The 12,265-nt window shown below is 68.6% G+C and carries 13 protein-coding genes and 1 riboswitch; of the genes, 6 read left to right on the top strand and 7 right to left on the bottom strand.

Going from position 1 to position 12,265, the window contains the following annotated elements:
• Positions 1-6 precede the first annotated feature (6 nt).
• Complete coding sequence (gene thiC, locus AB0L75_RS06725; RefSeq protein WP_365176294.1) at positions 7-1,791, bottom strand: phosphomethylpyrimidine synthase ThiC; 1,785 nt, start codon at positions 1,789-1,791, stop codon at positions 7-9.
• Positions 1,784-1,961, bottom strand: a riboswitch (TPP riboswitch). Its footprint overlaps the gene before it by 8 nt.
• Positions 1,962-2,042: 81 nt before the next feature.
• Between thiC and AB0L75_RS06720 the strand changes: the two genes are divergently transcribed.
• The gene (locus tag AB0L75_RS06720; protein ID WP_365176480.1) at positions 2,043-3,620 is read left to right on the top strand and encodes a YibE/F family protein; all 1,578 of its coding nucleotides are present in this window, start codon (positions 2,043-2,045) and stop codon (positions 3,618-3,620) included.
• Between the two features lie 141 nt (positions 3,621-3,761).
• Here the strand turns inward: AB0L75_RS06720 and AB0L75_RS06715 are convergent, their stop codons facing one another.
• From AB0L75_RS06715 to AB0L75_RS06700, 4 genes are all read right to left on the bottom strand, one after another.
• A complete protein-coding gene (locus tag AB0L75_RS06715; protein WP_365176292.1) occupies positions 3,762-4,199 on the bottom strand; it encodes an SsgA family sporulation/cell division regulator in 438 nt (145 codons plus the stop codon).
• 99 nt (positions 4,200-4,298) lie between these two features.
• Complete coding sequence (locus AB0L75_RS06710; protein ID WP_365176478.1) at positions 4,299-5,012, bottom strand: IclR family transcriptional regulator C-terminal domain-containing protein; 714 nt, start codon at positions 5,010-5,012, stop codon at positions 4,299-4,301.
• A 528-nt stretch (positions 5,013-5,540) separates the two neighbouring features.
• Positions 5,541-5,753 (bottom strand): DUF5326 family protein, encoded by a 213-nt coding sequence (locus tag AB0L75_RS06705; protein WP_365176290.1) that lies wholly within the window; start codon positions 5,751-5,753, stop codon positions 5,541-5,543.
• Between the two features lie 150 nt (positions 5,754-5,903).
• The gene (locus tag AB0L75_RS06700; protein ID WP_365176288.1) at positions 5,904-6,221 is read right to left on the bottom strand and encodes a cupin domain-containing protein; all 318 of its coding nucleotides are present in this window, start codon (positions 6,219-6,221) and stop codon (positions 5,904-5,906) included.
• Between the two features lie 59 nt (positions 6,222-6,280).
• Between AB0L75_RS06700 and AB0L75_RS06695 the strand changes: the two genes are divergently transcribed.
• The 5 genes from AB0L75_RS06695 to AB0L75_RS06675 all read left to right on the top strand — a co-directional run bounded on the left by AB0L75_RS06695 (position 6,281) and on the right by AB0L75_RS06675 (position 10,049).
• Positions 6,281-6,658, top strand: coding sequence for a phage holin family protein (locus AB0L75_RS06695; RefSeq protein WP_365176286.1), 378 nt, complete (start codon positions 6,281-6,283; stop codon positions 6,656-6,658).
• A gap of 7 nt (positions 6,659-6,665) precedes the next feature.
• Positions 6,666-7,208 carry a low molecular weight protein-tyrosine-phosphatase gene (locus AB0L75_RS06690; RefSeq protein WP_365176284.1) on the top strand — a complete coding sequence of 181 codons (543 nt, stop codon included), beginning with the start codon at positions 6,666-6,668 and terminating at the stop codon, positions 7,206-7,208.
• A complete protein-coding gene (locus tag AB0L75_RS06685; protein WP_365176282.1) occupies positions 7,205-8,353 on the top strand; it encodes a cystathionine gamma-lyase in 1,149 nt (382 codons plus the stop codon). The genes AB0L75_RS06690 and AB0L75_RS06685 overlap by 4 nt, the downstream gene beginning before the upstream one ends.
• A 219-nt stretch (positions 8,354-8,572) precedes the next feature.
• A complete protein-coding gene (locus AB0L75_RS06680) occupies positions 8,573-9,478 on the top strand; it encodes a LysR family transcriptional regulator (protein ID WP_365176280.1) in 906 nt (301 codons plus the stop codon).
• 88 nt (positions 9,479-9,566) lie between these two features.
• Positions 9,567-10,049, top strand: a complete 483-nt coding sequence (locus AB0L75_RS06675; RefSeq protein ID WP_076089889.1) for an NUDIX hydrolase — start codon at positions 9,567-9,569, stop codon at positions 10,047-10,049.
• A 4-nt stretch (positions 10,050-10,053) separates the two neighbouring features.
• Here the strand turns inward: AB0L75_RS06675 and AB0L75_RS06670 are convergent, their stop codons facing one another.
• Both AB0L75_RS06670 and AB0L75_RS06665 read right to left on the bottom strand, forming a co-directional pair.
• Complete coding sequence (locus tag AB0L75_RS06670; protein ID WP_365176277.1) at positions 10,054-11,382, bottom strand: globin domain-containing protein; 1,329 nt, start codon at positions 11,380-11,382, stop codon at positions 10,054-10,056.
• Positions 11,383-11,574: 192 nt separating this feature from the next.
• Positions 11,575-12,207 carry a haloacid dehalogenase-like hydrolase gene (locus AB0L75_RS06665; protein ID WP_365176275.1) on the bottom strand — a complete coding sequence of 211 codons (633 nt, stop codon included), beginning with the start codon at positions 12,205-12,207 and terminating at the stop codon, positions 11,575-11,577.
• Positions 12,208-12,265 lie beyond the last annotated feature (58 nt).

Genomic DNA, 12,265 nt, shown 5'->3' with positions numbered 1-12,265 from the left:
TCCGGCTCAGTCGGCGATCGGCAGGTACACCCTGTTGCCGCTCGCCGCGAACTCCTTCGACTTCTGGGCCATGCCCTCCTCGACCTCGGCGCGGCTGCCGCCGTGTTCACGGCGGATGTCCTGCGAGATCTTCATGCTGCAGAACTTCGGGCCGCACATGGAGCAGAAGTGGGCCGTCTTGGCGGGCTCGGCCGGCAGGGTCTCGTCGTGGAACTCCCGTGCCGTGTCCGGGTCCAGGGCCAGGTTGAACTGGTCCTCCCACCGGAACTCGAAGCGGGCGTCGGACAGTGCGTCGTCCCACTCCTGGGCGCCCGGGTGTCCCTTGGCGAGGTCGGCCGCGTGCGCGGCGATCTTGTAGGTGATCACGCCGGTCTTGACGTCGTCCCGGTTGGGCAGGCCCAGGTGCTCCTTGGGCGTGACGTAGCAGAGCATCGCCGTGCCCCACCAGGCGATCATCGCGGCGCCGATGCCGGAGGTGATGTGGTCGTACGCCGGCGCGATGTCGGTGGTCAGCGGGCCGAGCGTATAGAACGGAGCTTCATCGCAGATCTCCTGCTGAAGGTCGATGTTCTCCTTGATCTTGTGCATCGGGACATGACCCGGGCCCTCGATCATGGTCTGTACGTTGAAACGCTTGGCGATCGTGTTGAGTTCCCCGAGTGTCCGCAACTCCGCGAACTGCGCCTCGTCGTTGGCGTCCGCGATCGATCCCGGCCTGAGTCCGTCGCCCAGCGAGTAGGTGACGTCGTAGGCGGCGAGGATCTCGCACAGCTCCTCGAAGTTCTCGTACAGGAACGACTCCTTGTGGTGCGCCAGGCACCACGCGGCCATGATCGAGCCGCCGCGCGAAACGATCCCGGTCTTGCGGTTGGCGGTGAGCGGCACATACGGCAGCCGCACGCCCGCGTGGACGGTCATGTAGTCCACGCCCTGTTCGGCCTGCTCGATGACCGTGTCCTTGTAGATCTCCCAGGTCAGTTCCTCGGCCCTGCCGTCGACCTTCTCCAGGGCCTGGTAGAGCGGAACGGTGCCGATGGGAACGGGGGAGTTGCGCAGCACCCACTCGCGGGTGGTGTGGATGTTGCGGCCGGTGGAGAGGTCCATGACCGTGTCGGCGCCCCAGCGGGTCGCCCAGGTCATCTTCTCCACCTCCTCCTCGATGGAGGACGTCACCGCGGAGTTGCCGATGTTGGCGTTGACCTTCACCAGGAACCGCTTGCCGATGATCATCGGCTCGATCTCCGGGTGGTTGACGTTGGCCGGCAGCACCGCCCGGCCAGCCGCGATCTCCTCGCGGACCACCTCGGGAGAAACGTTCTCCCGGAGGGCCACGTACTCCATCTCCGGGGTGATCTCGCCCCGGCGGGCGTACGCGAGCTGCGTCACCGCCTGGCCGGTGCGGCCCCGCCGCGGCTGGCGCGGCCGTCCGGGGAAGACCGCGTCCAGGTTGCGCAGTCCGCCGCGCGGCGAGGTGTGCTTGATCCCGTCGTCCTCGGGACGGGCGGGACGGCCCGCGTACTCCTCGGTGTCACCGCGGGCGATGATCCAGTTCTCCCGCAGCGGCGGCAGGCCCCTGCGGACGTCGGTGTCGACGAGTGGATCGGTGTATGGGCCCGACGTGTCGTACAGCGTGACCGCCCGCCCATTGGTGAGGTGCACCTGGCGGACCGGCACGCGCAGGTCGGGGCGCGAACCCTCGACGTACGCCTTGTGCCAGCCGATGGACTTCCCGGCCTCCTGGGACTTCTCGTCCTGAACAGAGGCAGGCGTGCGTGCGTCCTTGTTGGTCATGAGACCTACTCCCTACGCCGGCATTACCCGGTAACAGGTTCGGCGGTCGACGCAGCGGTTTCCGTCTGTCGACATTTCCTGCGGAACATCGCCTGTTCCACGTGAAACATCGCGCCTACGGAGGTCAGCGCCCTCTCAGCCCGGTGCTCCGAGCTCCCGCGTGTGCAAAGGTGCCTCCACGCTAGCGTCATATGTGGCGCGGTGAACAGTGGGCCCCCTGCCGTTGTTGCAATGATCTGGCGGTGACCAGGATGGAGCAGTACCCGTATCGGCCGTCCGAGCCGCACCACAGAGGCGGCTCGGGGCAGGACGGCGGCTACGGCCACGATGGCCACACAGCCGGCGATCCTTATGGCTACAGCGCCCAGACGGCCGGCACCGGGCAGAGCCATGAGCACACCCGTGCGGCCTCGGGGGCCGGTCACGGTCAGAGGGCCGGCTTCGGCGGGGGCGACGGGCATGGTGCCGAGCGGGGATCCAGCGGGGGCGACGACAGCGGTCACAGCCAGGGGCACGCGCAAGGGCACGGGCACGGGCATAGCCATAGCCACGGGCCCGCTGCCCCCGTCTCGAAGCATCTGCGCAAGGTCATCGCCGCGATCCTGGTCCCGTTCACCGCGGCGGTCGTCGTCGGCCTGATGGTGCTCTGGCCCGGGGGAGCCCCACCCCACAAGCGCACCGGCGTCGGCTTCGACCGGGAGACACAGCAGGCCACAGTGACCAGGGTCGTCGAGGTGAGCTGCAAGTCGGTGAACGCCTCCGGCGACACCCCGACCGGCGACACCTCCACCGCCGAGGGCACCTCGGCGGAACAGGAAGCGAAGGGAGCCTGCAAGAAGGCGACCGTCCGGGTCGACACCGGCAAGGACACGGGCCGTACGTTCACCGAGATCGTCCAGCCGGACCAGCCCCGGCAGCTGCACCAGGGCGAGAAGGTGGTCGCCGCCTACGAGCCCTCGGCACCGAAGGATCTGCAGTACTCGGTGGCCGATGTGAACCGGAAGTTCCCCATGACGCTGCTCGCGGGGATCTTCGCGCTCGCCGTCGTGGTGGTCGGCAGGCTGCGTGGTGTCATGGCACTCGTCGCACTCACCGTGAGCTTCCTGGTGCTGACCCTGTTCATCCTGCCCGCGATCCTTCAGGGTTCGAATCCGCTGCTCGTGGCGGTGGTCGGGTCGAGCGCCATCATGCTGATCGCCCTCTACATGTGCCACGGCCTGTCGGCCCGAACATCGGTGGCGGTGCTCGGCACGCTGATCTCCCTGTCGCTGATCGGTGTGCTCGGCTCCCTGTTCATCGGCTGGGCGGCCCTGACCGGCAACACGGACGACAGCACCGGTCTCATCCACGGTCTGTATCCGTCGATCGACATGAGCGGTCTGCTGCTGGCCGGCGTCATCATCGGCTCGCTCGGCGTCCTGGACGATGTGACCGTGACGCAGACGTCGGCCGTCTGGGAGCTGCACGAGGCCAATCCGTCGATGGGCTGGCGAGGGCTGTACCGGGCGGGCATCCGCATCGGCCGCGACCACATCGCCTCCGTGGTCAACACCCTCGTCCTCGCCTACGCCGGTGCCGCACTGCCGTTGCTCCTGCTGTTCTCGATCGCGCAGAGCAGTGTCGGAACCGTGGCCAACAGCGAACTGGTGGCAGAGGAGATCGTGCGCACGCTGGTGGGCTCGATCGGTCTGGTCGCCTCGGTCCCGGTCACCACCGTGCTCGCCGCCCTGGTGGTCGCGGCCGACCGCCCTGGCCCGGACGGCCCAGCAGCGGCAGCGGCACAGCCCGTCCCGGCACGCGGCGGGCGCGGGCGGCGCCGCAAGCGGTGACGCCGGCCGGGCCGACACGGGACATGGTCGGCCCGCCGGGGCGGACACCGGGGGGATGCGTCGGCCGACTGGGGAGCAGAAGCGTTCCTGCGTGGTTCCACGCGGCGCTGCGGAGCACCCGGCGCCCCGTGCCGTAACGCTTCAGCCGGCGCTCTGCTCCTCGGCCAGGATGCGGTCCAGGGCCTCTTCCAGATGAGCGTCGAAGTCGGCGAGAGCGCCCTCCTGTCCGAGCGGCACGAGCTTGTCCGTACGGTCCAGGAAGGCCACGAGCGGCGGTACGGAGGAGCGGAACAGGGCCTGGTCGCCGCCGACCTGAAGCCTGATCAGCACCTCGCCCAGCATCTCGGAATCGGCGGGAGCAATGTGCACATCCCCTTCCCCGCACGGCCGGCCGACGCCGTCGATCAGCAGCTCGCGTCCGAACGCCCAGGTCACCGGGGCATCACCGGGCAGATGGAAGGTGAGCCGCACGGCATAGGGATCACAGGTCTCGTAGCGCAACTCCACCGGAATGCGGAAGGAGAGCTCCTCCGACACGAGAAAGCTCATCATGACTTCTGCCTGTACGGACTCGCGCATCGTCTACCCCGTCATATGACGTCGACTGGCCGGGATTGGTCCCTCTAACGGTGGTCAAATCTTGCTGAACGTACATGAGAGATCACAAGGAGTAAGTTTTCAGATACTGATAGAGAGGGTGAGCGTCCCTGCATGCCGCCCGATCTCCGTCTGCAGCCGATGGGCCGCGGGCAGCAACCGGTCGGCCTGGTCGGCGGGCAGCGACATGGCCATCGTGGCCACGGTGGTGCCGACCGTGATCGGGACCGCGGCGCAGACCGTCCCGACCGCGTACTCCTGGCGCTCCACCACCGGTTCCATACGCGGCATCCGGGCCAGCCGACGCAACAGAGCATCGTTGTCACGCACGGTGTACGGCGTGAGGGACTGCACGGGATAGCGGGCGAGATGGTCGCGGCGGGCGTCCTCGTCGAGCTGTGAGAGCAGGCACTGCCCGATCGCGTGTGCGTGGCCGGTCGCGCGGAAGTCGGCCCACTCCTCGACCGCTGGTGCCTCGGGCGAGTCGGAGACGCACATGACCTCGATCTCGCCGTCCCGGTACATCGCGTAGTACACGGGGACGCCGATGGAGTCGCGCCAGTGCGCGAGCGTGTCGGCCACCGCGGTGCGACGTTTCTGCTCCGCTCCGCTGCTGCCGAGCCGTTCGGCCGCGTCGCCGAGGAAGAACAACCCCTTCTCACGGCGCAGATAGCCCTCGTGCACCAGGGTGCGCAGCAGGTGGTACGTCGTCGGGAGGGCGAGGCCGGTCTCGCGGGCGAGTTGTTTGGCGGGGGCGCCGTAGGCGTGTGTGGCGACGGTCTCCAGCAGGCGCATGGCGCGCTGGACGGATCCGATGAGTGTCGCGGCGGCCGGCCGGCCGGGGGTGTGGGCGTCGTGCGGGGGCCCAGAGGTGCGGCTGGGGCGCAGTGGCGTACCGACGCCGGTGGAGCGCGGAGGGCCAGGAACGTCCGTCGGGTGCGGGGAGCTGGGAGCCTCGGTCGGGTGCGAGGGGCTGGGAGCGTCGGTCGCGTGCGGTTGTTCCGGGACCGCCACGGTGGGCGGCCGTTGGGCTGGGGGTGCGCACGAGCGCGGTTGAGTGGGGGGTGCGTGCGGTTCTGGCGGTGCGGTGTCAACCGTGGCCAAGGGTCACTCCCGGAGCACGAGGGGCAGCCCGTGCGGAGGAAGAGCACGGAGGGGATCTGCGCCGCCCGCGGGGCCGGACCCCGCGGGAGTTCCGGACTCTAACCGTCCGCTGCCGCACCCAGACGGCGTCGCGGGGAAACTTCCCTCGCCCGAGGGAAACCGGTGCTCACCTTGCCGAGAACCGGTGGCCTCTTCGCCGGTCACCGGTCCTCGCGTACGTCACCAGTCGCTGCGCGAGGAGGAGTTCGACATGAACTTGCGCACGATGTAGATGAGTCCGCCGACCAGGGCGACGAAGATCAGCGCCTTGAACAGCAGGCCGATCACGAATCCGACCACGGTCGCTATCAGGCCGCCGAACACGACCAGGGCGATGACCGGCACCGCGACCCACTTCACCCACCACGGCAGTCCCGCGAAGATCTCACGCATCGCCCTCGTCCTTTGCTTGTCGTACGTCTGGGTTCTCAGTACAGCTTTGGTGTTCTGCACTCGATGCTAGGGCCGGCAGGGGGTCCCGCGGGGGCCTCGCGTCCCTTGTCCTCCCCTGACCCGTCCCCTAGGGAACCCCGAGACCCGGGCTCACGCCTCGGGCGGAGAGAAGACGACGAGAACCCTCAGATCCTCACTGATGTGATGGAACTTGTGGGCGACTCCGGCCGGCACGTAGACGATGCTGCCCCGCGCCACCTCGGTCGTCTCCAGTCCGACCGTGATCGACGCCCGGCCGCTCACGACGAAGTACACCTCGTCCTGGTTGTGCGGTTTCTGCGGGTCGTGCTCGCCCGCGTTGAGGGCGTACAAGCCGACGGACATGTTCCGCTCCCGCAGGAACTGGAGGTAGGCCCCCTCGTTCGCAGCGCGCTCCGTCTCCAGTTCGTCCAGCCGGAATGCCTTCATCGCCGCTGTCGCCCTCGCCTCACTGCTCGGTTCCGATCCGGTCTGCCACGATCAGACACATGAAGAATTTCGTAGTCAAGACGATCGCCAACGCAGGAGCCCTGGCAGTTGCCGTATGGCTGCTGGACAAGATCACTCTTACCGGTGACAGCACGGCCAAGAAGGCCGGCACACTGATCGTCGTCGCGCTGGTCTTCGGCCTGGTGAACTGGCTGGTCAAGCCGATCGTGAAGGTACTCACCTTCCCGCTGTTCATCCTGACCCTGGGCCTGATCACCCTGGTCGTGAACGCGCTGATGCTGCTGCTGACCTCCTGGGTGTGCGGCAAGCTCGACCTGAGCTTCCATGTGCAGGGTTTCTGGACGGCCGTCGTCGGCGGTCTGATCGTCTCCGTGGTCTCCTGGGCGCTGCACGTCGTCCTGCCGGACGAGGACTGAGCGCACCATGACCTACCGCGTCTGTTTTGTGTGCACCGGCAACATCTGCCGCTCCCCGATGGCCGAATCCGTCTTCCGCGCGCGGGTGGCGGAGGCCGGTCTCGAAGACCGGGTGGGGGTCGACAGCGCGGGCACCGGCGGCTGGCACGAGGGCGAACCCGCCGACCCGCGGACCGTCTCGGTCCTCGAGGAGCATGGGTACGACAGCGATCACACGGCGCGCCAGTTCCAGCCTTCGTGGTTCTCCCGCCTCGATCTCGTGATCGCCCTCGACCACGGCCATCTGAAGGCCCTGCGCCGCCTCGCGCCCGCCGAGAAGGACGCGCGCAAGGTCCGCCTCCTGCGCTCCTACGCCCGCCCGTCGCCCGGCCACCACTCCTCAACGAGTGCTTCGCACGCCCCTTCTGAATACGCCGAAGACGACCTCGACGTGCCGGATCCGTACTACGGACGCCGGGACGGTTTCGAGGAGTGCCTCGGGATGGTGGAGGCGGCGAGCGTGGGTCTGCTCGACGCCGTACGTGAGCAGCTGGGAGGACGGGTCGCATGAGCGACACCTCCGAGGACGCGGGTCGCACCGGCGACGGCACGCGCGCGGTACGCGCGGGCCTGCCCGAGCCCGTCAAACACGAGCCGCCCCTGCCCGGACCAGTGTTCGCGGCGCACTTCCACCTGCCCGGCGAGGCGACGGGCCCGTACGTGTACGGCCGTGACGGCAACCCGACCTGGACGCTGCTGGAGCGGGCCATCGGCGAGCTGGAGGCGCCCGGGCGGGATGACGTCGAGACGCTGGTCTTCGCCTCCGGTATGGCGGCCATCTCCTCCGTGCTGTTCTCCCAGCTGCGTGCCGGGGACGCGGTCGTGCTGCCCTCCGACGGCTATCAGGTGCTGCCGCTGGTCCGCGCCCAGCTGGAGGCGTACGGCATCGAGGTGCGCACGGCGGCCACCGGCGGTGACGGCCAGCTGGAGGCCCTCGACGGCGCCCGGCTGCTGTGGATCGAGTCCCCGTCGAACCCGGGGCTGGACGTGTGCGACATCCGGCGCCAGGTGCGGGCGGCCCACGCGCAGGGTTCCCTGGTGGCCGTCGACAACACCCTCGCCACACCGCTCGGGCAGCGCCCGCTGGAGCTGGGTGCCGACTTCTCCGTGGCCAGCGGCACCAAGCAACTCACCGGCCACGGCGACCTGCTCCTCGGCTATGTCGCCGGCCGCGACGCCGAGGCGATGGCCGCTGTACGGCACTGGCGCAAGATCGGCGGGGCGATCTCCGGGCCCATGGAGGCATGGCTCGCGCACCGGTCCATCGCCACACTCCAGTTGCGCGTCGACCGGCAGAACGCCACCGCCCTCGCGGTCGCCGAGTCCCTCAGGCAGCGGCCCGAGGTGTCAGACCTGCGCTACCCCGGGCTGCCCGACGATCCTTCGCACGAGATCGCCGCACAGCAGATGCGCCGCTACGGCTGCGTGGTGTCCTTCACGCTGCCCACGCGCGCGCGTGCGGAGCATTTTCTCCAGGCTCTGCGCCTGGTGGAGGACGCGACCAGCTTCGGCGGTGTGCGTTCCACAGCCGAGCGCCGCCGCCGGTGGGGCGGGGACCCGGTCCCCGAGGGCTTCATCCGCATGTCCGTGGGCGCCGAGGATCCCGAGGACCTGATCGCCGACGTGCTGCGCGCGCTCGACGAGTCCGCCGAGTGAGCCCTCGCCCGCCCGCCGGCCGGTGGCGCACGACGGTCCGAGCCTCCCCCCTCGTGGCTCGGACCGCCTTCGGTTCCGCGCGCTAAGAACCGCGCGAACAAGGCTAGTTGACTCTCCGTCAGTGTCCAATCACGCTAGCGACAGAGACCTATCGACTTATTTATAGTTGGGGCCTGCCTGGGGCCGAAGGAGGGCAGGGATAAGGGAGGGCACACCACCATGGACCTGGCCTTGCTGCGCACCTTCGTCACTGTGCACCGGGCTGGTTCCTTCACCCGCGCCGCCGCTCTGCTCGGCCTCTCCCAGCCCGCCGTCACCTCGCAGATCCGCACGCTGGAACGGCAGCTGGGCAAGCCTCTCTTCCTTCGCCAGGCGCGCGGAGTGACCCCGACGACCATCGGCGACGAACTCGCGCACAAGGCAGCGCCCCATCTCGACGCCCTGGTGGAGATAGCCGAGAGCGGCTTGGACGACGAGTCCTCGCTCAGAACCCTGCATCTCGCCGGTCCGCCCGAGTTCACCGCCGAACGCGCCCTGCCCGCCCTGACCGAGCTGACCGGTGACGACGGCCAGGGGTTCGCGCTCCGCGCCTCCTTCGGCACGGCGGAAGAGACGCTGGAAGGGCTGGCCTCAGGACACCACGATCTGGCCATCAGCACGGCTCGACCACGCGGTGCGCTACTCACCGCGACTCCGCTCTGCGACGAGGAGCATGTGCTGGTCGCCGCCCCTCGCTGGGTGGAGCGGATCGGTGCGGAGGCACTGCGCCTGAAGGGGGCGCCCGCACTGGAGAATCTGCCCGTCGTCGAGGTCCACGAGTCGCTGCCCTTCGTCTCGCGCTACTGGGCCTCCGTCTTTGACTCCCGGCCGGCCGCCTCGGGCACGGTCATCGTCCCCGATCTGCGGGCGGTGCTCGCCTGTGCGATCGCGGGTGCCGGACTCGCTGTGCTGCCCCGGTATCTGTGCACCGCAGCTCTCGACGACGGCACGATCGCGCCCCTGAACGACCCGGTGGTGCCGCCGCTGCGCACCTACTTCCTGGTGGTGCGCACCGGCACCCTTGCCATGCCTCATATAGCGCGGGCTCACGAATGGCTCCAGCGGGCCGCTGCGGACTGGTGCTGAGGCCCTTCGGCGCAGCCGCCACCCACGGCGGCCATGCGATGACGCCATGCGATGTTTCACGTGGAACCAGCCGGGCCACATTTCTCCCATGACCGTCCGACCCGTGGTCAAGCGCACCGCCCGTGCCGTTCTGCTGGACGGTGACGACCTGATCCTGATCAAGCGCACCAAGCCCGGTGTCGATCCCTACTGGGTCACTCCCGGTGGCGGGGTCGAACCCGGGGACCCTACCGTCGTGGACGCACTGCACCGGGAGGTGTCCGAGGAACTCGGCGCCAAGATCACCGATGTCGTGCCGTGCTTCGTGGACACCGTCGAGCACATCGGCGAGGACGGCGGCGCGACCGGCGTGAAGGTGCAGCACTTCTTCGTCTGCCGGCTGGAGTCCATGGACCCTGCCCTGCGGCACGGCCCCGAAGTGGACGAACCGGCCGGTGAGTACGAGATCGTCCGCGTCCCCTTCACCCGCGTCGGCATCGCCTCCGTCCACCTTGTCCCGCTGTCGCTGCGCCACTATCTGGACGGCAACATCGAGGGGGTACGCGCCATGCATGCTCCCGACCTCGGATAGCGCCTCAGTTCCCGATGACGAGCAGTTCCTCCACCTCGTCGTGCCATATCCGGCTCGACGGGACGCCGATGTTCCGGAGCGTGTCGACGCTGCTGCGGATCATTCCGGGCGGACCGGAGAGATAGGCGTCGTACTCGTTCCAGGGGCCGTAGTCGCGGAGCGCATCGGGAAGCCGGAGGCGCGCCTGCTGGTCGATGACGGCCCGGACCGACAGCCAGGGGTTGCTCTGCTGAAGCCGCAGCATGGTGTCGATCTCGTAGAGGTCGTGGTCGGTACGGGCTCCGTAGAACACCTCGACGGGCCGCTGTGCTCCGCGCACAGCGACATCCTCGACCAGGGCCTTGATCGGCGCTATGCCGGTACCGCCGCCCAGGCAGAGCAGTCCGCTGTCGGTCGTGTGGTCGACGGTCATGGAGCCGATCGGCGGGCCGAGACGTATGACGTCTCCGGGCCGGGCGCGGTGCACCAGCGCGTTGGAGACCCAGCCTGCCGGTAGGGCCTTCACATGGAAGGTCAGCAGTCCGTCCGAGCGGGGCGCGGAGGCAAAGGAGTAATGCCGCCATACCCGTGGCCACCAGGGTGTCTCCACGCTCGTGTACTGGCCGGCGAGGAAGGGATAGGGCTGGTCCGGACGGACGGTGAGGATCGCGACGTCGCGGGTTCTGAGGTCGTGAGTGACGATCTCGGCCTGCCACCAGGCCGGGGACCGCAGTTCGTCCGTCGCCGCAGCGTCGATCATGACCTGGGAGAGCGTCGTGTACGCCCGCACCCAGGCCGCCTCGGTCTCCGGGTTCCATATGGTGGCGGCGTACTTGCTCAAGGCGCCGATCAGGCACTCCCCGACGACCGGATAGTGCTCGGCATGCGTCCCGTACTTGCGGTGCCCACGACCGAGGTTCTGCAGGTAGTCGACGAGGACCGGAGTGTTGTCCAGGTGCTCGGCCGCAGTGAGCAGCGCCTTCACCAGGCGGTCCCGCTGGGTGTCCATCGCGGGCGGGAACATCGCGCGCAGGTCGGGGCGGCGGATGAACAGCAGCGCGTAGAAGTAGGAGGTGACCTTGTCGGCGACCGGGCCTATCTCGGTCATCGTGCGGCGTATGAGGATGGCGTCCTGAGACCCCTCCTCGACGGGCGGGGCTGCCCGCTGGTCCGGCACACGCGGTGGGGCCGATGCGGCCATCGGGGACTGGCTGAGCGGATCCGCCGGGTGCGGGCTTTGCGGCGTCTCCTGGTCAGCGTCCAGCGGCGGAGCCGGTTGCGCCTTGCGCGGCGTGAACCAGTCGCCTCCGCCCGATATGCCGTTCTCCCCCGACGTGGTGGTCGGAGCGTCCATGGTGTGCCCTCGCCTCGAACGTCTTGCGGTCGGTCTGCGCACCTCCCCGGAAGGTGCATGCTTTCCCCCGGCGGACGGTCAGCCGTAGCACGGCGTGAACCGGAGTCGACCCTACCGGCCATCGCCGCACACACAAGTCCCCCCTGACTCCGTCACGAATCGGACAAGAGGGCGAACCACGGAGTCCGTCAGCTAGCGGGCAGAGCGAACCAATGCATAGGCATCCCACAGATCCCGTCCCGTGTAGGAGTGAGTCGCGAGCCCGGCCAGATGGGCGTCCGCATTGACCGCCACGGAAACCGGTACGACAGCAAACAGATCCTTGTCAGACGAGGAATCGCCGTACGCCACGCAGTCCGCCCGAACCACTCCGAACTCCTCGCAGAGCCGGTCCGCGATGGTCACCTTGGCTGCTGAGCTGAGCACCCCGGACGGATCGACCGGTTCGGTGAACGGCAGGGCCGGGAAGCGGGATCCGTGAGCCGCGTGAGCGCCCCAGTCGAGAAGGCGTTCCACGAAGAAGGACGGCGAGAGCGACACCACCGCGGAGTATTCGCCCGCGCTTCTGATCTCTGCCCAGACCTCACGGATGCGGGCCAGCCAGGGAGCCGCCTCGAATGCGGCGCTGACATCCGCCTCGGTCAGCTCTGTCCACAGGTCGTACACCTGGGCCGCGTACTCCGGCGGACCGATCCGTCCCTCGGCGATGGCCCGGTCCAGCGCCACGGTCTCCGCTTCCAGGCCCAACTGGCGGGAAATCTCCACCGGTGCCGTACTGCCGTGCAGCAACGTGCCATCGAGATCGAAGAGATGAAGTCTCGGCATGGCCTGAGGCTAACCGCCTGCCCACGTTTCACGTGAAACACGTCCCGCTGTCCGTGTG

Source organism: Streptomyces sp. NPDC052101 (assembly GCF_040680235.1).
Lineage (GTDB): Bacteria > Actinomycetota > Actinomycetes > Streptomycetales > Streptomycetaceae > Streptomyces.
This window is presented reverse-complemented; position numbering and strand designations above follow the sequence as displayed.